The following is a 19279-nucleotide window of genomic DNA, read 5'->3' as shown; positions in this document are numbered from 1 at the left end:
GTAGAAGTGACGGCGCTTAGCCAGCCTCGTCAGGTTTTTTCAGAGCCTGCCTGATTGTATTCACCTTGCCCCCCCTCAGCTTACAGATAATCTCTGCGACGGCTGCCTTCGTTAGGCCCCGGCGCTTGGCCCAAATTTTATCAGCTTCTTCCTGCCACGCACTGTGCACTTGGCGGGCTTTTGCACGCCTCTGGTCATTGGCGCGGGTTCGCGTGTCTGACAGTGTTTCATGCTGTTTCACGCCTGTTCGCCACTTGGGTTCATGCTCCAGTTTAATGCGCATTTCGGCACGCATTATTCCCAGAAAATAGGATTGGAGTGCAACCCAGCCAGCCTGTTCCGGATTAGTCGCACGCTTGATCAAGACTATCTGCTGTAGCATTCGAGCCGCGAATCCGACCACGCTGTCCAAACCGAAACCGCGTGCTTCTGCTATCGGCCAATGGGTGTTCGCTATACTCCAGCCGCCGCCAAAATAATCTTCGAGATTGGGTGGACTCTTCCATTCACCCTTGGCGTTGTAACTCCAACTTCCGTAACAATTAGGCAAATCTACCTCTGCCATGATTGCGAAGCATTCCGTTTCAATCAGGGAAAGCATTCCTTCAAAAGTATTACCCTCCATAATTTCCGCAATTTGCGGGTCCTTCTCGTCCTCCTTGTTCCAAGTGAACGTCTCATGCGCAGTTATTCCCTCGCCCCTGATGCTGCGCCGGATAACCATCAAACGTTGGCCTCTAGCAGCGCGATTTCATCGGGTGTCAGATCGAACAACGCATAAACCTTCGCGTTTATTTCGGCTTCTAGCCGGGCGATTTCGGCGGTCAGGGCATGAATCTCGGTGCGGCTGGTGGTGATCCAGTTTTCCCACTCGTTGCGCTCCTGAAGGGGTATTTTGGCCTTTAGCGCCTTTTCCACTTCCTTCTGGAAGGCGGCAAAGTCGGGCAGGCCCCACCATTGCTTCAACTTGCCAGTCAATTTCGCATTGGTCGAATCGGCGGCAAGGTCGGGAATTCGGCGGGTAATCGCCTGTTGCAGATCGTAGCGTTTTACCGCCGCTGCGTGTGCGGCTGCTGCCAGCGCGCCCAGTTCCGCTTTTTGGGTTTCGGTTGCTGATGGGATTGGCGTTTTTGCCAACCCTTCCGGCTGAATCTCAAAAAAACCGCCTTCCTTGACCACAAACAAGCTTGGCAAAAGCATCGTGGCCACGGAAGAATTGAGAATCGCAACGTAAAAATCAATGTCAGTTTCTGAGTTCAAGAAATATGATGTATTTCCTAAAAAAGATCCACATCTGTCCACGGTAAAGGTCGGACCAATTGATATTTTTGTAGAAATTATTTTTGGCTCTTTAAAGTGTTCATAATAGGTGCAGGCCCGAAGTTCCCACCAATAATCCCCTTTATCAAGCCGCCTTTTGCAAAACTCCTGTTGAGGTTCAAGCCATGCACAGATAGCAGGATACTTGGCTCGCATTCGTTCCCACTGGACGGCTTCGGTGTCTGGCCCGAACGTCCTATCGGTCCATCCACGCTCAAAAAGTATCAGATAAAGGTTGCGGCTTTCAGCGCGCCACCTCTTTATGTCTTTACCTTCAAGCCAAGGCTTAAGGATTTCGGCAGATTTCGGGTCGCTTTCAATTATTTTGTCGCGTGTGATTTTATCAATTACAAAGGCTTCGTTGCGCCCCGTGGTAAGGCCTCTGGTGGCACTGCCGATGCACTGCCCAAGCGTTTGCCTCCCGCTAACAAGCTTGGTGCGTAGCTCACGCAGCGCAGGGCTTTCTAGTTCCCACGAACCGCGCCCCATTGCCTCTTGCGGGAAGGGTTGCGCCGCATCGGCAAAGGCGTCGGCAAAACTGCCATCTGGCATTACGTCAATGTTCCAGAATTGTAATGCATGGTTCTGCGGCGGTGCGTCCGCACGCATGGTCAGGATCGCGGGATAGGTGGTGACGCCTGCAAAAATCTGATGATCGCCAAAGTCCACTATTGTTTCCAGCGTGGCGTTGGTGCGCAGAAAATCGCGCAGCGGCGCGCCCGATCCGGTCTTGAAAAAGGTAGCACTGCTGATGAATCCCAGCCGTCCGCTCGGTTTCAGGATACGCAAGCCACGTTCAAAGAAATAGGCGTAAAGGTCCGCTACGCCGTGATAGACCTCAAATCGGTTTTCGAGATATGGTTTCAGGTCTTTCAGCAATTCCTGTCGCACATAGGGCGGATTGCCCAGCACTACGTCGAAGCCGCCGCGTGCGAATATGTCAGGGAAGGCGGTTTTCCATTCGAAGCCGTGGTTGCGATAAGCGAAACTGCTATCTTCGATCAGGCTATCGCCCACCCGCAGATTGCGATCGAGACTGTTCAGCACCTTGCCGCGCCGTGCAGTCTTGATCCACAAGCTCAACTTGGCGATTTCCACGCTTTCGCTGTTCACGTCCACGCCGAACAGGTTGTGTGTCAGGATTTCGCTGTCAGGGTCCAGCAGGTTCCCCGCCATGCCCTTGCCTTCCAGTTCGGCCAGCTTGGTGTTCACCTGCTCCAGTTCGGCCTTCATGTAATCAAAGGCCATGATCAGGAACACGCCCGATCCGCAGGCCGGATCGACAATGCGCAGGGCTGTTAGCCGGTCGCGGTATTCGGCCCATGCCTGCCTTTCCGCCTTTGCGGATTTCCACGCAATCGCGTCGTCATGGGCCTTCGCCCCCTTGGCGGCATATTGGGCAAGGATTTCGGCAAAAATCTCTTTGCAGTGTGTGCCTAGCGTCTGATCCACAATGAAGCGCGCCACGTAGTCGGGAGTATAGACCACGCCGTCACGCTTGCGCCGCCCACTGGTGCCGCTGGCTTTCTTCTCCACCGGCGCTTCGCCCAGCGCTTCGGCCTGAAGCTGCTCCACATCGGCAATCGACTGCTCGAATATGTGGCCCAGCACCGTGACGGAAATTTCGCTGGCGAAGTCATATTCCGCCAGCCGTCTGAAACCCTCGCAAATGTGATCCGGCAAGGCCAGCGCATCGATGGTAGCGTTCGGCTGGAACAGGCCGCCATTGTAGCGGGGGATTCTGAGCGCGTCGTTGCCCCGATCAATCGCGTTGAACAGGCCCAGGAACGTCAGCCAGACCGGCTTGGGGTTGTAGGGGTCGTGGTGCTGGAAGGCGTTCAGCAGGCTGTCATCGGGCAGCAGGCCGTTATCCTCGGCAAAGGCAATGAACAGCACCCGGTCCAATATGGTCTGGCCCAGCCGGATGGATTCCAGCGGGTCGCCTTCGGGCAGTTCGGTTCGCACCGCGCCGATCAGATCGCTGCGCAGGGTGCGATAGTCGGCATAGAGCCGGGCGGTAATGTCGCGGTCTTCCTTCCGGCTTTCTTCCAATATCGCCAAGGTCTGCCCGGACAGCAGGTTTTCCGCTGACAGCAGCAGCATGAAGCGCTGATATTCGGCTGGATCATGCAGCTTCGCCAGATCGAAACTGTCATGGAATTGCCGCCCGTCCGCATAGCTGTAGAGCCGGATTTCAAGATAGTTGGAAACCAGCACCCATTTGGTTCCAACGTTGTCGCTGGCGTATTCCCATGCCTGTTGAACGGGAGACTTGGCCCGGCCGGGCATAATGGCATCTAGGTTTTTGGTCTTTGCGCCCTTCAGTTCGAATGGGGCGATGATCCGGCGCGAATCTTTGGTGAAATCCCCGAAAGCAAGGTCAACCGATCCCGCGCCAATTTGCGCTTCCACGTCCACGGTCCACTGGCCGCTTTCGTTGAAATCGCGATAGCCCAGCACATCGCAAATGATCCGCTGCTTGAAATTGCCGTGAAGGGCGGTTTCCTTTTGCGTCTCAATCGAGCGGTCGCGGATCGTGTCGCCCCACTGACGAAGGATTTCCAACTTGGCTGGATCGGGTGTTGCAGCGCGGGCGATGTGGCGATTGATTGTCTTGGCATTGAAAAGTTGCACGCGGCCAGCCCCTGCTTTGCTATATGTTTCTGCCAGCCGCCCCATAAGTTGGGAAACCAGCCCTCATCAAAGTTTATGCCGATTTTTGAACGATTCCTATTTTCACGATGTTGCTAGCGTCGGCAGGATGCACGATGGCCTGCACATGACGCGCCCATGCGTCTAACGCCGCCCGCTTTTCCTCTTTCCAGTCATGGCGCTGATAGACGCCTGCAATTCCGCCCTTGGCCCCGCTCACATGATTAAGCGTTGCCTCGGTCACTTCAAACCGGATGCCTAGCCGCTGAAACCCGGTGGCCAGCGTGCGGCGAAGATCATGCACCCGCCAATGAGCCATCGGTTCGTCGCCAGCTTTCGCCAGCACCTTGGCAATTTCGGCATCAAGCGCCGCCTTGGCCTGTGAATAGCAGCTAAGCGCGACCTTGCCGGTAAAGGACATGACGGGGCCAGCCTTGGGCCAGTTCCGCGCATCCTGATTATCGCTTTTTTCGCGGACCTGCACCGCCAGCGCCAGCCGGTCCAGTTCGGCCACCACGGTGGAGGCGAGGGGCACGATATGGGCAACGCCGTTCTTCGCCCGGTCGGCTGGTATCGTCCACGTCGCCGTCGAGCGGTCCAGTTCAGCCCAATTCATGCCCGCCACTTCCTCGCGGCGCTGCCCGGTCAGCAGCAACACGCGATAGAAGGTGCTCAAGGGCTGGCGCAGGTCGGTTGTCGCTTTCCAGATCGTCGCCAGTTCCTGATCGGCAAGCGCCCTATCGCGCGCCTTGGGGGCCTGGGGCTTGGCCATCGCTTGCAATGGGTTTTCGGCAATGTCGCCGCGCTGGAATGCCCAGCCGAAGAATATGGACGCATAGGCATAGACAGTGCGGCGGGTTGCCGCTTGGCGTGCCGGGATGCCGTCCAAAATGTCTTGCAGATCGGCGCGACCTATGGAGGGCAGGGGCTTGCTCGCCAGCTTGGGCATAAGGTGCTTGTTCACCACGAGCGCGGCCTGTCCATAGGAACGGGGACGGTGCCCCAATTCATATTCCGCCAACCAGCGGGCTGCGACATTCTCGAAGGCCAGATCGGTATCGCGCCGGGCCTGTTCCTCTGCCCGTTGCTTGGCTTCGTCAGCAGCGGCGAACGCGTCCAGTTCACGTTGGCGGGGGTCAATGCCCTGTTCCACCATTACCGCCAGTTCCTTCGCCCGCTTGCGCGCCTGATCGGGCGTCAGGTTTCCGTGCTTGCCGATGGTGAACCGCTTCATCGTGGTCCGTTCGGCGTGGCCGGGGCGGGCGATACGATATTGGTAGATGTAAATTCTACCGCCAGATGGTGTGACCTTGAGACCAAACCCGGCAACGTCATCGTCCCATAGGAACGAATCTTTCAGGCCCGGCTTTGCCGCGTCCACCGTCCGTTTCGTGATTGACGCTCTAGCCATCGCCGTTGCCTTTTCCTGATTGCTGATCACCCTCCAGCAATCAGATAGCAATCAGACAGAATACAATCAAGGATGGTTTGTGATAACGTGTGACAGTGAAAATGGCGGATTTATGGAGTTTTATAAAAACACAGCACCCAGTGCTGCTGATATTCCTCTAACTACGAATCTGAGGGTCGGACGTTCGAATCGTTCCGGGCGCGCCATTTCGGTTCAAAGGCACGAACGCCTAGCACCGCCGCCTCTACGCCAGAGGCGGCGGTTAGGGTTCGGAGCAGCTCGCTGCGCAGGCCGCGAATCCGAACCTCCGTCTTGCTGACCACTTCGACGCGCTGTGCAACTGCCCGGACATGATCGCGGGCGAATGAGCCATCGCGCTGCCGCAGCTTCTTGCGGGCAGCCATTGCAAAGGCACGCAAGCTCTCTGGCGTGATCGCAGGGCCGATCTTCTCGATATGCGCCACCGCCCGCTCGGCATCGCCCCTGGCTTGATCGCGGGTTGCCGTCAGTTCGGCGATCCGATCCTTGAGCGACGAATCGCTCACGTCGATCACCCCATTCTCGATCGCGTCATAGAGGCGCTTGAGCCGGGCTTCGGCTTCCGTCGCGCGGCGCTCCAGATCGGCGACATGGAGCCGCCGCTGATCCACCCATTCGTCGCGGCGTTCGAGGATCTGATCCATCAAATCCTCAAGCCGCTTCGGATCGAGCAGTCGCCACTCCAGATGTCCGACGACGGCTTCATTAAGCCGATCCATCGGAACCGTGATGCCGGGGCAACCCTTCGCGCCCTGCCGCGCCTTCGTGGAACAAGTGTAATAGCGATACTCGCGGCCGACGCTGCTGGTGCCGGTGCGCAGCGTCATCGCCCCGCCGCAGCAGGCGCAGAAGCAGATGCCCGTGAGCAGCGTGGGGCCGCCCACCGCCATCGGTGGCATCATTTTCGGGCTGCGCGCCTTCAATGACCGCTGCACGGCCTCGAACTCGGCCTCCGACACAATGGCAGGCACTTCCATGATGGCGTGCTCGCTCTCGGGCTTGGGCGCCTTCGTGCGATAGTCCCGATAGTTGAACTTGTGCTGGCCGATATAGGTTGTCCGGGTGAGCACTTGATGCACCGCGCCAAGCCCCCAGCGTCCGCCATCGCGGGTGCGGATGTTGTTGTCGTTGAGCCAGGTCGCGATGGCTTTGAGGCCCATTGGCCCGTTGTCTTCGACGCCGTTCAGCGCCATCCGGTAGATGCGCCGCACCGTTTCAGCCTGGATCGGGTCGATCTCCAGCTTCTTCTTGATCTTCGCGCCACGCTGCCCGGCTTCGACGATGCGATAGCCGATCGGCGGCCGCGCGCCGTTCCAGAAGCCTTGCCGGGCGTTTTCCTTCATCGACCGCAGCGTGTGCTTGCCGTTCTCCTTCGACTGATACTCGTCGAACAGCGTCATGATCTGGCGCATCATCACGCTCATCGGATCGTCGCCCAAATCCTGCGTGATCGAAATCAGCCGCACGCCGTTCTTCGCCAGCTTGCGAACGTAGAACTCGAACTGGAACTGATCGCGGAAAAAGCGCGAGAAGCTGTGGACGAGGATCACGTTGAACGGCGGCGGCTTCTGCATCGCCGCGTCGATCATCGCCTGAAACGCCGGTCGGCGATCATCGGTCGCGGTATTGCCTGGCTCTACGAACTCCGCTGCCACCTCCCAGGCGCGCGACAAGCAATAGCCTTCGATATGGCGGCGCTGGTCGGGGATCGACAGGTCACTATCGGCCTGACGCCCGGTCGATACGCGCAGGTAGAGTGCGGCGCGGGCCGGCGCCACGACCGGCGAGCTATCCGCAACGCGACGGGCGGCGTCGGTCATGGCGTTATCCTCCTTAGTTCACGGCAGGGGGCCGAACAGATCGTCCAACTCCTTGCGCAAATGTCCTTCGATGACACGCAACTCGGTGTCCCCGATAGGAACTCGCTCGGGCCAATCATCAGTAACGGTGATCGGTCCGCTATCCTTGGCGATCCGCTTGTGGGACGCCGCCCGCTTCGGCGGCGCTCGCAAATAATCGTGGAGGTCGTCGAGACCATCCGACCAGCCGCTGGGAGCGCGGCGGCGACGTTTGCGAGACAGAGCCATGCGCCAACGCTGGCGCGCGACTGTGCAGGCTGCAAATGGTCCGGCGGGGCGTAGCGCAGATAAGTGCTCAGGGCGGCTTTGCCGCCAAGCGCCACGCCGCCGACTATGCTCACCGACGCCATTGCCGCTACTCCTCCGACTCGAAGCTGCGGTTTTCGCGGCAATGCCACAGTCGCAGGATGAAGATGGTCCCGGCTGCGATCTCGTAGCGCATCTCATAATTGCCGACGATGACCCGGCGGACCTCACGCGGTTCATAGGCTTCCAGCTTCTCGCCGATCCTTGGATAATCGAGCAGCCGATCCGGCGCGTGGGCGAGCTGCTGGACCACGCGCGCCGCCGCTTCGGGGGCAACCGGGCTCAGATGCTCGTGCAGGCGCACGAGGTCCGACGACGCCTTGCTGGTCCACTGGATCTTCATTTGATCGGCGAAGGCAGCGGTCTGTCCGTCCCAAGGCTGTCCGCCCATGCCGTGATCGCCTGGTGGTCGATCACCCGTCCGGCATCGACATCCTCCAGGGCTTCAAGCGTCATCCTATGACGCTCCTCCTCCTGATCGACCCATGCGGCGAGCGCTTGTTTCATCACCCAGCCGCGCGAGCGTTCGAGCCGAGAGGCCATCGCTTCAACCTTTTCCGCGAGCCCCAGGGGGACGTGCGCGGTCAATACTTTTGTCTCGGTCGCCATATTTATCACCTGCTATCAGTGCGATTAAAATATAATCGAAATGACGGAATAGTGCAAGTTGGGCAGATGAGGTTGGCGCCTCCCTGCGGGACCGCCGCTCTATCTCCGCTGTGCTCCGACCGAGCCCCTGACGGGTCTCGTCCCTGTCGGGTGACGATCAGCATGGCGGGGTGGCGCTGCTGCGCCGTTCGGGCAATCCGCCGCGCGGATTGTCGTCTTTCCGGTCTGCGGAGATCGGGCCAGGGCTGCGCCGTCCCGATCGCGTGTGATCGTTGCTCACTCCGTCGATGGGGTGGGCGACGCTTCCCTTTAGGCCCGCCGCGCCGGGCCGCAACGCGCTGTTGGCGCGTCCTCCACTGCGTTCCGGTCCTGCGGATGCCGCCCGGCTCCGCCGACGGGCCTGCCGGTCGCTTCTTCGCCGCCCACCCCATTCCGGGGTGAGTGTGGTTTTTAGGAGAAGTGTGATGAACGCTGTTACCGAAACCGTAGCCGCCGAGCCTGTGTCGGGCGTCGAGATTTTCGTGCCGCTCGCCAAGCTCAAGAAGTCTCCGCGCAATGCTCGCAAGGTGCCGCATGGGGAGGCCGCAATCGAGGCGCTGGCCGCTTCGATCCAGCACAAGGGGCTGATCCAGAACCTTGTCGTGGAGCCGGAGACCAAGGAGGACGGGACGCCGACCGGCAACTATCTCGTTACCGCTGGCGAAGGCCGCAGGCTGGCGATGCTGCTGCGCGTCAAGCGCAAGCAGATCAAGAAATCCGATCCGGTGCGATGCTGGCTCGATACCGCCAACGATCCGTCCGAGATCAGTCTGGACGAGAATGTCACCCGGACCCCGATGCACCCTGCCGACCAGTTCGAGCGCTTTCAGGAGCTTTCGGAGAACAAGGGCTGGGGCGCGGAAGAAATCGGCGCAAGGTTCGGCGTGTCGGCTAGCGTGGTGAAGCAGCGGCTTCGCCTCGGCGCTGTCAGCCCCAAGCTGTTGCAGGTCTATCGCGAGGACGGGCTTACGCTAGATCAGCTAATGGCCTTCGCGATCACCGAGGACCATGACCGGCAGGAGCAGGTGTTCGAGGGGCTGCATCACAACCGCGAACCGTGGATCATCCGGCGCGACATGACCGCCGCCAACGTGCCCGCCGATGATCGCCGCGCGGTGTTCGTCGGGGCCGACGCCTATGTCGAGGCGGGCGGCAATATCATCCGCGACCTGTTCAGTGAGGACCGGGGCGGGTTCTTCGAGAATGCGGGCTTGCTCGATATGCTCACCGCCGAAAAGCTGCGCGACATTGCGGGCGAGGTTCAGGCCGAGGGTTGGAAATGGACCGAGGCGCATATCGACTATCCCCATGCCCACGGGATGCGGCGTTTCTATTCGCAGTCGGTGCCGCTGTCCGATGAGGACGAGGCGCGGCTTGAGGCGCTGTCCGCCGAGTATGATGCGCTTGCCGAAGGCTATTCGTCCTATGACGAAATGCCCGAGGACACGGCGGCGAAGCTGGAGGCCGTGTCCGACGAGATCGACACGCTTTCGGCCAAGCGTTCGGCCTACGACGCCAATGTGATCGCGCATGGCGGCGCGTTCATCGTGTTGCACCATGACGGCAGCGTTCGGGTCGAGCGCGGTTTCGTGCGGCTCGAGGACGAGGCGCTGGCCGATCCGCAACCCAAGCCGGAAGCGGGAGACGATGCGACCGCCCCGGAGATCGGGGAGGACGGGAAGCCGGAGGATGGCGACGAGGACGTGCAGGATGCCGACGAGGACGAAGAACCGGGCAAGCCGATTTCCGACAGCCTCACCCGTGACCTGTCCGCCCATCGGACGCTGGCGCTTCGCGTGGCGCTGGCCGAGCAGCCCGATACGGCGCTGATCGCGCTGACCCATACGCTGACCGCGCAACTGTTCTACAGCTATGCCGAGGCCGGTTGCCTTGAGGTTCGTCCGACCGTGACCCCCTTGGGGAGCCATGCGGACGGGATCGAGGACACGCCGTTAGCAGCACGGGCGAGCGAGCAGCATGAGGCATGGGCCGAGCGGATGCCGCGCGACGTGGCGGACCTGTGGGGCTTCATCGTCGGACTGACGGACGAAAAGCGGACTGCGTTGCTGGCGCATTGCGCGGCCCGCACCGTCAACGCGCTGCGTCTGCCGTGGGACCGTAAGCCCCGGTCGCTGCAAACGGCGGACAGGCTGGCGGGCGCGCTGGCGCTGGACGTGGCGAAGGACTGGACGCCGACCGTGGACAGCTACCTTGGCCGTGTCACCAAGGCGCATATCGTGGAGGCCGTGACCGAAGGCGTGTCCGAGGACGCCGCCCGCCGCATCGCGGACATGAAGAAGCCGGACATGGCGCAAGCCGCCGAGCAGCTTCTTTCCGGGACCGGCTGGCTTCCTGCCGTGCTGCGGACGCCCGAACCGGCGGGAACGGACCTCGCGCGCGTGGAGCCGGAGGACGCGGATAGCGTGGAGCAACCGCCCGAAGTGGAGGACAGCGAAGCGTCCTTTGCTGTCGCCGCCGAATAGCGGCACGGGCCGGGACCGCGCGAGCGGTCCCGGCTTCCTTTTGTAACCGGCAAAAAATCGCGGCCGCGCCCGTTGGAGCGCGGCCGCTTTCCCATTGCACAGGCGCCCCGCTCGGAGGGCGCGGGGCGGCGTGCTAGTGGCGGATCGACGGTTGCATTTCTGGAGGTGGGTTCATCGAGTGATGTTGCAGACCCACGCGGCGGGACCGCTTGGCGACGATGATGCGGGCGATGAGCGACGGTCTATGCCAGCCTCACGCGGGATCTCGGCGAACACATAGGGAGGGTCAGCGGCGCCCGCTCTCCTGTCGTCTCTGCGAAGGATTACTTGCGAGGTGAGCCCGGCGCGGTCCAGCAAAGAAGCGAATGTCCTCTGACTGACGAGGCCCGTCATAGCCACGGCGTAGAACTTCCGGCTCGGCGACAACCGCGCGGCCTCTCGATTGGCTTGATCTAACCGGGGCCGGCTTCGCCTTGATCGGCCTGGCGCAACGGCGCCGCGCGGCTTTTTTCCGCCGCCTTCGGCTTTGCATCGCGAAACAAAAAAGCCGCGCGTCGCCATCCTCCGCTGTGCTTCGGCCGCAAGCGGTGCGCGCCCGATCATCCCCGCTTCACCGATCGCCATCGAGGCCGCGGCGGTCGTGGCCCGAAGCAAAAGGAACTTCGACATGGCTACCATCGGCACCTTCACTCAGGCAGGCAACGGCTCCTTCAGCGGAACCATCAAGACGCTCACCCTCAACGCAAAGGCCACCCTCCGTCCGATCGACAAGGAGAGCGACAAGGCCCCCGATTTCCGTCTCGTGGTCGGCACCGTCGAATGCGGCGCGGGATGGAAGAAGACCAGCCGCGAGAACCGCGACTACATCTCGGTCAAGCTGGACGATCCGACCTTCGCGGCTCCGATCTACGCCACGCTGGTCGAAACAGAGACCCCCGGCGAATACGCTCTCATCTGGTCGCGCTGACCTCGACACGGCGCCCCGCTCCCTCGGAGCGGGGCGCCTTCGTGTGTTGGTTCGCCAGTTCATAATATGGACGGGCCATTGGCCCGGCATGTTGTGAGGTGCTTGGGGCGCCGCCCCCAGCGCCCTTCGGAGCGGCTTCCGCCCAGCTTCCTCCACGCTTCGCGTTCCGTGCAGCCGGTTCCCCGCGAAGCCGCCCACTCCGGTTGCACCCCCGGTCTCGCCGACGGGCAGGGTTTCAGCGCGGCGCTCCGCTGCGCGGAANCCCAAGCCCAAGGAGTTCAGCCATGTATCATCAACTTGCCACCCGGTTCGGCCGTAACGCCCATCAGATCAGCGGTCGGGACCCACTCGACAACGAGGCGCTATATCGCCACGTCCCGTCCATCTTCGCCCGCGAGGCGCATGACAGCCGTTCGGAGCGGTATGTCTATGTCCCGACCATCGACATCGTGGAGGGATTGCGCCGGGAAGGATGGTTCCCGTTCTTCGCCGTCCAGTCGGTTCCGCGCGACGGTTCACGCCACGGCCACGCGAAACACATGCTGCGCCTTCGTCGTGACGAGGGAATCGGCAAACCCGAGGCCGCAGAAGTCATCATCGTGAACAGCCATGACGGGACCAGCGCCTATCAGATGTTCGCCGGGATGCTCCGCTTCGTCTGCACCAATTCCATGATCGCGGGCGAGCGGTTCGAGGAGGTCCGCGTGCCACACAAGGGCAATATCGAGCACAATATTATTGAAGGCGTTTACACCGTCGCCGAGGACTTTCCCCGCCTGATTGACGCGAGCGAGGCCATGAAGGAGATGCGGCTTTCCGAGGACGAGCGGCGGTTGCTTGGCGAGGTCAGTTTGGTCGCCCGCTATGGCGAGGATGAAAGCCCGCTACGGCCTGAACAGATCATCGAACCGCGCCGCCGCGAGGACATGGGCGATAGCCTGTGGACCACCTTCAACGTCATTCAGGAGAACGTCGTGCGGGGAGGTTTGCAGGGCCGCAAGCGCAACGCGGAGGGCCGCATACGCCGGGCGCAGACCCGCGCCATCAACGGCATTGACCAGAACGTCACGTTGAACCGGGCGCTCTGGACGCTGGCCGAGGGAATGCAACGCCTCAAAGCATGACCATTCGCCACCGCAGGGCCGGACCTTCCGCCCTGCGGCTCGGCCATCTCGCGCCGATCCGCTGTGGCGGATCGGCGGCGGCCGCGCTTCCCAAGGTCCGCACGGCCGCAAACGCGCNCGCCGGGCTTACGCCCGGCTCGCGGTTGGTAGTGGCATTCTCGTCACCGCTACCGTAAAAGGAGCGCGGGCCGCTACGCGGCGGCCTGGGGCGTGGAAACCCCGGAATATCCGGTTGGGCGTCGGCCGTGACGACGCCGCCATCCTTGACCGCATGGTCGGGGAGCCTGTGACGTATACAACAGGCTCTCGGGCTAAAGGTCATAGGGACCGAGTTATTCCGGTTTTCCAACTCCCCGATCACGGGTCTAGGAGCTGTTTGCGGGGGCGCACCGCAAATCAGCAGCCTATTCGAGTGTCGGCGAGCTATGCAGAATTTGCGGCCAATCATGCCTGTCACGCTCATCGAAAACGCAGCGCCCTGATCTAATTGGTTAAAGAGGGCGGATCGGCGAGAACGAGATGAACACCAAAGTTTTCGATGATCGCGCGCCCGATTCTGCCGAACTTACGGCCTATGATAATGGCCATCTCACCGACTATCTGCGGTTGCTCGACGCTGACGCAGACGGGGCGGATTGGCGAGAGGCCGCTGGTTTGATCTTTGGCATCGACGTCGCGCGCGAGCCGGGTCGCGCGAAGGTCATGCACGACAGCCACCTTGCCCGTGCGCGGTGGATGACGGAAGTAGGATACGCTCATTTGCTAGGAAGCCGACGCGGCTAAATCGTTAAGATTACTCTCCATTTCGGACCAATTGCCGCGCCAACTTGCCGCCTGCACGGCATGGTTGTGTGCGACCTTCGCGCTATCGCGCAGGCGTTCCATGACGATCTTCAATCTTCCACAAACCGCGCTGAAGGCGCGATTGGGAGGATGCCATGCCGACGCCGCCGGGGCGTCGCCAGCGGCGTGTCGGCGGACTGTCCGATGCGCTCGGGCGCGCCGACATAGCCGCCGAATTTCTACGCCGAAATCGCACCTATCGCGCCGAACATGCACAGATGCGCCAGCGCATCGCGGACGGCGCCGTCGCCAAGAACGCAGCGGAAGCAGCGTTCGCGCGGCGCTGGGGGTTATCCTTTCGCCACCGCGCCCGATGACCTGACCGAGCCCGTCATCTGGCGGCCGGAGCTGTCCGCCGTGACGGTCATTCTTGACGCGGCGCCGGACGGATTTGCGAGCGCTCAGCCGGTTGATCCGCACTTGCTCGGCGCGCTGCTCGCGGACCTGGCTGGGATCGACGGGCGCCACGTCATTGTCGCCGACGCGGCCGGCGAGCATCGGTTATGGCTGCGTGACCCGACGCCCGGCCGCCCGCTCGCCGCCATCGTCCCCCTCGACCGCGACTTCATTACCCGCATCGCCAGCCTGTTGCGTTTTCATCGCCGGTTGCTTGGCCGGGAGGCCGGACCGTTGCCGCGCGGTTGGCCGCTCACAGCCTATCGCCTGGCCCGCCTGAACCTGATCCTCCGCGCCCTTGATTTGCGTGACGGCGGCGCGACCTATCGCCAGATCGCGGTCGAGCTGGGGCGCGAGGACGCGACCCACCTCTCCGCGAGCGACTGGAAAATGTCGGCGTCCCGGTCGTTCGTGGTTCGGCTCGTCCGTGATGGCATCGCCATGTTGAAAGGCGACTACCGCAAGCTGCTTCGCATCCGCTGAAACGCCCATCCAAGCGCGCCGTCGCTGGGGGTGGTCACATCCGCGCAGTCGCACATCTTCATACCCCACCCGGCCGCCTCCATTCTGACAATTACGCCTCCTGCCGCCACCGCCCGCAGGAGCCGTCACTTGTCCGATACGCCCACCAATTTGCCGCCCCGCTTCCTGCGCACGCCGGAAGCCGCGCGCTTTCTCGGCCTTTCCGGTCGCACCCTGGAGAAGCATCGCTACTTCGGCACCGGCCCCGCCTACCGCCGGATCGGAGGGCGCGTCGTCTATTCGGTCGATGACCTGCGCGCCTGGGCCGACATCGGCATCAAGCATTCGACCTCCGATCCGGGTCAGGACGACCTCATGCCGCGCGCGGATTCGGCCATCGCCCGGAGCCGGCGATGACCGTCCCGCCGTCACCCATGCGTCACCGCCAGCCGTCCGGCGACGGCATGACCCGCGTTGAACTGACGTGGATCGAGAAGCGGATCGAGCACTGGATCAGGTTCGGCCGCGTCGCCGTGGACGAGATCGTTGATCGCCGCCGACGCATTGTCCGCTTCCGACCCGGCGCGATCTTCGCGTTCGTCCGCTGGGCGGCGAACGACTATGGCACGGTAGTCTCGCGCATCGACATCGTGCGCGCAGTCGGCGCGGAGGAGCCGTTCACGACGCTGCCGTTCGTGCGGCCCGGTGGCGACATCCTGCTCAAGATCGAAGGCTGGCCCAAAGTCAGTCAGGTCCTCGCGGCGATCGACGCGACCGAAACGGCCGGCGTCGATCCGTGTGACGCCGCGCCTGACCATTGGCGGCACGTCCATAACCGCATCGCCGCCGGACAAGTCCCGCGCCCCTACACGCTGGAGCGTCATCGTGCCTGGCTCAAGCGCCGGGAGATCGAGGGATGACGCGCCGCTTCTATCTCCGCGCGACCGCCGCCGCTGCGTCAGTGTTCGTCCTATCGTTCGCTGCCGTCGCGCTCACCGATCCGCTGCCGCGCGTCATCTGGAACGCCAGCGCAAGCGCGCCGCTCGGTCTCTATCGCATACGGCCCGACAGCGATCCGCCCGTTGGCGCGCTTGTCGCCATCGCGCCGCCCGAGCGGCTTGGCCGCTGGATGGCCGAGCGTGGCTATCTCGGCCGCGACGTGCCGCTGTTGAAGCATGTCGCGGCCAAGGCGGGACAGCGCGTTTGCCGGATCGAAGCGACGGTCAGCGTCGATGGGCGGGCGGTTGCCGTCGCCCTGATCCGCGACCGGATCGGCCGTCCGCTGCCCGCGTGGCAAGGTTGCCGCACGCTCGCAGCCGGTGAGCTGCTGCTGCTCAATCCCGATCACCCCGACAGCCTGGACGGGCGCTATTTCGGGCCGCTGCCGGCCTCGACTGTGCTCGGCCGCGCGATCCCGATCCTCACCCGAGACACCCCCGGAGCGCCCCTGACGTGGCGCGTCGGCCGATCCTGACTTCGCATCCACCCCTGCCAAACGAAAGGACATTCCCATGCAGATCGGCAGCTTTTTCCGCACCGCCAACGGCTATGAAGGCATCATCGAGACGGCGACGCTCGACATCCGCATCTCGATCGTTCCCGCCGACCCGACCGACGCCGAAAAGGCGCCGGACTGGCGCGTCCACCGCGGCGATAGCGAAGGCCCGGAGATCGGCGCGGGCTGGAACGAGACCGGCGAACGCGCCGGAGATTACGTCTCGCTGCGCATCGACGACCCCGCGTTCGCGCAGCCGATCCGCGCCGCGCTGTTCCAGAACACGGGCGACAAATCGGCTTGGTCGTTGCGCTGGAACCGCCAGCCCAAGTCGCGCGAGCAGGACTGAGCCGGTGCGATCCCTGTTCATCCCTTTGTTCGCGGGAAAGCCGTCCCATCCCTTCGTCCCGCTCGGCCCAAGGCCCGCCGGTGCGCGCAGCGGAGGTCAAGGGCGGCCGCAGGCCGGCGCCTGGCGCGAACCCTTTACCGCAGCGAGCACGCTGGCAGGCTGGCGGCGAAGCGGAGTCGGATCGGCCATATTGATTGCCGCCGTCCTGCTGTCGGTTGGCGCTGCGCCGGGAACGGTTTGGGCGCAAGACGCACCCGTCGCCGCCCCGGCCGCAGCACATCCCTATGCCGGTCATGTCGCCGACGCCGCGCGGCGGTTCGGGATTCCCGAAGCGTGGATATGGGCGGTCATGCGCGTCGAAAGCCGGGGCAACTCGCGCGCCGTCTCGCGGGCAGGCGCGATGGGGCTGATGCAGATCATGCCTGCGACCTGGGCGGGGCTGCGCGCCCGCTACGGTCTCGGCCCCGATCCATTCGACGTGCGCGACAACATCATGGCGGGCGCGGCCTGTCTGCGCGAGATGCATGATCGCTACGGCAACGCGAGCGCGATGCTGGCGGCCTATAATGCCGGACCGGGGCGCTACGACGACTATGTGTCGCGCGGCCGTCCGCTGCCCGCCGAGACGGTCGGCTACCTCGCCCAGCTTACAGCCTTAGTCGGCGCTCCGGGTGCGGTCGAAACGGCGGTGAGTGCGCCACCGGACCGCTTCGCATGGCGTCGTTCGGCGCTGTTCGTCCGCATCACAGGCAGCGGGTCCGCGCCGTCTGCCGCGCAATCGGACGACACATCCGATGCGCCAGGATCGGTCGCGGTGCGCGCCACCGAAGCGCAAGAGATTGCGGTTCCCTCGTCACCGGAAACGCAGGCGGACACGCTGTTCGTCCCCCGCGCCCGCGCGGGCCGATCGCAATGATCGGCGCTCGCGCCCGATCGGCCGCCGGATTCGGGCAGGGAACCGGGAGGGCAGGAAACAGGGGGGAAGTGCGAGGGCAAGATATAAGCAGCGCCCCGTTCAGCCGAAAAACCGAGGCTTTTCCGTGGCTTCACGCGGGGGCGTCGGTCGGCGCGCGTGCCGCGCGGAAGGGAAAAGCCAGCAAAAACAACGCCTCGAATGGCACCACAGGCCATTTTTGGCCGAAAGCGGCCCGGCCGTGAACGAGGACAGCGAGTTCCGCGTTCGGCCGGGCAAGGCCAAGCGCAGCAAGGCGCAGAGCCGCAATGCCCGCGGCCTGGTCGCCGAGGTGCTGCGCGTCGCCGCCATCCACAGCGGCGGCCGGCGCGGCGGCGCCAGCGGCGCGCGCCGGGGTGCGCAATCGACCTTCGGCCGGGGGCGCACGGCGTTCGCCCGCAGCCGCCTGTTCGGTTCGGGCCGCCGCGTCATGGTCAAGATGCTGCCCGTGACCACCCGCAGCCGGGGCGGCAGGCGCTCGGCGCCGCTGTCCGCGCACGTCGCGTATTTGAAGCGCGAAGGCGTCACCCGCGACGGCTCGCCGACGCGGATGTTCGACGCGAGCGGCGACAACGCCGACGATCGCGGTTTCACCGCAAGGTGCAAGGATGACCGGCACCATTTCCGGGTGATCGTGTCGCCCGAGGACGCCGCTGAGCTGACCGACCTGCGCGAATACACGCGCGACCTCATGCGGCAGATGGAGGCCGACGTGGGCACGCGGCTCGATTGGGTCGCCGTCGATCATTGGAACACAGATAATCCGCATGTCCACCTGCTCGTGCGCGGGGTTACCGATCAGGGCGCCGATCTCGTCATCTCCCGCGACTACATCAGCCACAATCTCCGCTCGCGCGCGCAAGACTTGGCCTTCGCCGAGCTTGGACCGAAACCCGAGCATGAAGTCCAGCGCGCGCTCGACCGTGAGGTGACGGCGGAACGCTGGACCCGGCTCGATTCCGAGATCCACCGCACCGCCGACGAGCTGGGCGTGATCGACCTGCGCCCCGAGCGGCCCGGTCCCGACGACCCGCGGCTCCGTCGGTTGATGATCGGCCGGTTGCAGCGTCTGGAGACGATGGGTCTCGCGGCCGAGGGCGAACCGGGCCAATGGGCGGTAGCCGAAGGCACGCAGGCGAGGCTGCGCGAACTGGCCGCGCGCGGTGACATCATCCGCACCATCGGCCGGGCGCTCAAGGACCAAGGCCACGATCGGCCGCTCGACAGCTACGCCCTCGTGAGCGGAGCGCCCGAAAAGCCGATCGTCGGCCGTCTCATCGACAAGGGGTTGTACGACGAACTGAGCGGCGCGGCCTATGCCGTGATCGACGGCACGGACGGGCGCGCCCACCATGTCCGGCTGCCCGGAATCGAGGCGATGGAGCATAGCCCGGCGCTCGGCGGGATCGTCGAGCTGCGCGCGATCGGCAAGCCGGGCGAGCCGAAGCCGACCCTGATCCTCGCGACACGCTCGGACCTCGACCTATCGGCGCAGGTGAAGGCTCCCGGCGCGACCTGGCTCGACCACCGGCTGATCGAGCGCGGCGCCAGCGTCGCGGACGGCGGTTTCGGCGCCGAGGTGCGTCGCGCGATGGACGCGCGCACCGATCATCTGGTCCGCGNGGGGCTGGCGCGCCGCTATGGCGAGCGCACCGTCTTCGCGCGCGGAATGCTCGACACGCTTCGCAAGCGCGAGTTGGATTCCGTCGGCGCGAAGATCGCGGGCGAGACCGGGCTTGCCTATCGCGCCGCCGCATCCGGCGAAAAGATCGCGGGCGTCGTGCGCCAACGACTCGCGCTCGCATCCGGCCGCTTCGCCATGATCGACGACGGCCTGGGCTTCCGGCTCGTCCCTTGGGCCAGCACCCTCGAACAGCAGCTCGGCCGTCAGGTGTCCGGCGTCGTCCGCGCTGGCGGCGGCATCGACTGGACCCTTGGCCGCAAGCGCGACCTCGGCATCTGACTCAGGAGAG

At 63.6% G+C, this 19279-nt stretch carries 19 protein-coding genes; 12 read left to right on the top strand and 7 right to left on the bottom strand.

Annotated features, from left to right (window positions below; genetic code table 11):
- Window positions 1-16: 16 nt before the first annotated feature.
- From BHE75_RS23910 to BHE75_RS04265, 7 genes are all read right to left on the bottom strand, one after another.
- Window positions 17-724: a hypothetical protein gene (locus BHE75_RS23910; protein ID WP_139181637.1), complete on the bottom strand. Its 708-nt coding sequence runs from the start codon at window positions 722-724 to the stop codon at window positions 17-19.
- Window positions 724-3954 (bottom strand): Eco57I restriction-modification methylase domain-containing protein, encoded by a 3231-nt coding sequence (locus BHE75_RS04290; protein WP_191225147.1) that lies wholly within the window; start codon window positions 3952-3954, stop codon window positions 724-726. The genes BHE75_RS23910 and BHE75_RS04290 overlap by 1 nt, the downstream gene beginning before the upstream one ends.
- 73 nt (window positions 3955-4027) lie before the next feature.
- Window positions 4028-5413 carry a tyrosine-type recombinase/integrase gene (locus tag BHE75_RS04285; RefSeq protein ID WP_084652917.1) on the bottom strand — a complete coding sequence of 462 codons (1386 nt, stop codon included), beginning with the start codon at window positions 5411-5413 and terminating at the stop codon, window positions 4028-4030.
- Window positions 5414-5544: 131 nt separating this feature from the next.
- Entirely contained in the window at window positions 5545-7242 is a 1698-nt protein-coding gene (locus tag BHE75_RS04280) for a recombinase family protein (protein WP_070932658.1), read from the bottom strand.
- Between the two features lie 18 nt (window positions 7243-7260).
- Window positions 7261-7509, bottom strand: a complete 249-nt coding sequence (locus BHE75_RS04275) for a hypothetical protein (protein WP_070932656.1) — start codon at window positions 7507-7509, stop codon at window positions 7261-7263.
- Between the two features lie 127 nt (window positions 7510-7636).
- A complete protein-coding gene (locus tag BHE75_RS04270) occupies window positions 7637-7930 on the bottom strand; it encodes a type II toxin-antitoxin system RelE/ParE family toxin (protein WP_070932654.1) in 294 nt (97 codons plus the stop codon).
- The gene (locus BHE75_RS04265; protein ID WP_070932653.1) at window positions 7927-8196 is read right to left on the bottom strand and encodes a CopG family ribbon-helix-helix protein; all 270 of its coding nucleotides are present in this window, start codon (window positions 8194-8196) and stop codon (window positions 7927-7929) included. Before BHE75_RS04265 ends, BHE75_RS04270 begins: the two co-directional genes overlap by 4 nt.
- 464 nt (window positions 8197-8660) lie before the next feature.
- Here BHE75_RS04265 and BHE75_RS04260 point away from each other — a divergent pair, with 464 nt between their 5' ends.
- From BHE75_RS04260 to BHE75_RS04210, 12 genes are all read left to right on the top strand, one after another.
- Window positions 8661-10718 carry a ParB/RepB/Spo0J family partition protein gene (locus tag BHE75_RS04260; RefSeq protein WP_070932652.1) on the top strand — a complete coding sequence of 686 codons (2058 nt, stop codon included), beginning with the start codon at window positions 8661-8663 and terminating at the stop codon, window positions 10716-10718.
- Window positions 10719-11385: 667 nt separating this feature from the next.
- A complete protein-coding gene (locus BHE75_RS04255; protein WP_070935476.1) occupies window positions 11386-11685 on the top strand; it encodes a DUF736 domain-containing protein in 300 nt (99 codons plus the stop codon).
- 284 nt (window positions 11686-11969) lie between these two features.
- The gene (locus BHE75_RS04250) at window positions 11970-12809 is read left to right on the top strand and encodes a DUF932 domain-containing protein (protein WP_070932650.1); all 840 of its coding nucleotides are present in this window, start codon (window positions 11970-11972) and stop codon (window positions 12807-12809) included.
- 519 nt (window positions 12810-13328) lie between these two features.
- Window positions 13329-13592, top strand: coding sequence for a DNA -binding domain-containing protein (locus BHE75_RS04245; protein ID WP_070932648.1), 264 nt, complete (start codon window positions 13329-13331; stop codon window positions 13590-13592).
- Between the two features lie 155 nt (window positions 13593-13747).
- Window positions 13748-13969, top strand: coding sequence for a transcriptional regulator domain-containing protein (locus BHE75_RS23060; RefSeq protein WP_084652915.1), 222 nt, complete (start codon window positions 13748-13750; stop codon window positions 13967-13969).
- A gap of 40 nt (window positions 13970-14009) precedes the next feature.
- Entirely contained in the window at window positions 14010-14531 is a 522-nt protein-coding gene (locus tag BHE75_RS04240) for a DUF2285 domain-containing protein (RefSeq protein ID WP_254684358.1), read from the top strand.
- A 129-nt stretch (window positions 14532-14660) separates the two neighbouring features.
- Window positions 14661-14927 (top strand): helix-turn-helix transcriptional regulator, encoded by a 267-nt coding sequence (locus BHE75_RS04235; protein ID WP_015459426.1) that lies wholly within the window; start codon window positions 14661-14663, stop codon window positions 14925-14927.
- On the top strand, window positions 14924-15430 hold the full coding sequence (locus tag BHE75_RS04230; protein WP_070932646.1) for a DUF2840 domain-containing protein: 507 nt from the start codon (window positions 14924-14926) through the stop codon (window positions 15428-15430). The genes BHE75_RS04235 and BHE75_RS04230 overlap by 4 nt, the downstream gene beginning before the upstream one ends.
- Window positions 15427-15984 carry a S26 family signal peptidase gene (locus tag BHE75_RS04225; RefSeq protein ID WP_070932645.1) on the top strand — a complete coding sequence of 186 codons (558 nt, stop codon included), beginning with the start codon at window positions 15427-15429 and terminating at the stop codon, window positions 15982-15984. The genes BHE75_RS04230 and BHE75_RS04225 overlap by 4 nt, the downstream gene beginning before the upstream one ends.
- Before the next feature lie 37 nt (window positions 15985-16021).
- A complete protein-coding gene (locus tag BHE75_RS04220; protein ID WP_070932643.1) occupies window positions 16022-16354 on the top strand; it encodes a DUF736 domain-containing protein in 333 nt (110 codons plus the stop codon).
- 187 nt (window positions 16355-16541) lie between these two features.
- A complete protein-coding gene (locus BHE75_RS04215) occupies window positions 16542-17270 on the top strand; it encodes a lytic transglycosylase domain-containing protein (RefSeq protein WP_368073069.1) in 729 nt (242 codons plus the stop codon).
- A gap of 466 nt (window positions 17271-17736) precedes the next feature.
- The gene (locus BHE75_RS04210) at window positions 17737-19269 is read left to right on the top strand and encodes a relaxase/mobilization nuclease domain-containing protein (RefSeq protein WP_438830607.1); all 1533 of its coding nucleotides are present in this window, start codon (window positions 17737-17739) and stop codon (window positions 19267-19269) included.
- Window positions 19270-19279 lie beyond the last annotated feature (10 nt).

Origin of the sequence: Edaphosphingomonas haloaromaticamans, assembly GCF_001853345.1 — a bacterium.
GTDB lineage: Bacteria > Pseudomonadota > Alphaproteobacteria > Sphingomonadales > Sphingomonadaceae > Sphingomonas_E > Sphingomonas_E fennica.
The sequence above is the reverse complement of the archived record's forward strand: the minus strand, read 5'-3'. Positions and strand labels throughout refer to the sequence as shown.

Coding starts and splice junctions, on each gene's coding strand:
- BHE75_RS23060 (WP_084652915.1), top strand. CDS start 13,748: ATGCCGACGCCGCCGGGGCGTCGCCAGCGGCGTGTCGGCGGACTGTCC.
- BHE75_RS04225 (WP_070932645.1), top strand. CDS start 15,427: ATGACGCGCCGCTTCTATCTCCGCGCGACCGCCGCCGCTGCGTCAGTG.
- BHE75_RS04255 (WP_070935476.1), top strand. CDS start 11,386: ATGGCTACCATCGGCACCTTCACTCAGGCAGGCAACGGCTCCTTCAGC.
- BHE75_RS04230 (WP_070932646.1), top strand. CDS start 14,924: ATGACCGTCCCGCCGTCACCCATGCGTCACCGCCAGCCGTCCGGCGAC.
- BHE75_RS04250 (WP_070932650.1), top strand. CDS start 11,970: ATGTATCATCAACTTGCCACCCGGTTCGGCCGTAACGCCCATCAGATC.
- BHE75_RS04265 (WP_070932653.1), bottom strand. CDS start 8,196: ATGGCGACCGAGACAAAAGTATTGACCGCGCACGTCCCCCTGGGGCTC.
- BHE75_RS23910 (WP_139181637.1), bottom strand. CDS start 724: ATGGTTATCCGGCGCAGCATCAGGGGCGAGGGAATAACTGCGCATGAG.
- BHE75_RS04280 (WP_070932658.1), bottom strand. CDS start 7,242: ATGACCGACGCCGCCCGTCGCGTTGCGGATAGCTCGCCGGTCGTGGCG.
- BHE75_RS04270 (WP_070932654.1), bottom strand. CDS start 7,930: ATGAAGATCCAGTGGACCAGCAAGGCGTCGTCGGACCTCGTGCGCCTG.
- BHE75_RS04245 (WP_070932648.1), top strand. CDS start 13,329: ATGAACACCAAAGTTTTCGATGATCGCGCGCCCGATTCTGCCGAACTT.
- BHE75_RS04260 (WP_070932652.1), top strand. CDS start 8,661: ATGAACGCTGTTACCGAAACCGTAGCCGCCGAGCCTGTGTCGGGCGTC.
- BHE75_RS04275 (WP_070932656.1), bottom strand. CDS start 7,509: ATGGCTCTGTCTCGCAAACGTCGCCGCCGCGCTCCCAGCGGCTGGTCG.
- BHE75_RS04220 (WP_070932643.1), top strand. CDS start 16,022: ATGCAGATCGGCAGCTTTTTCCGCACCGCCAACGGCTATGAAGGCATC.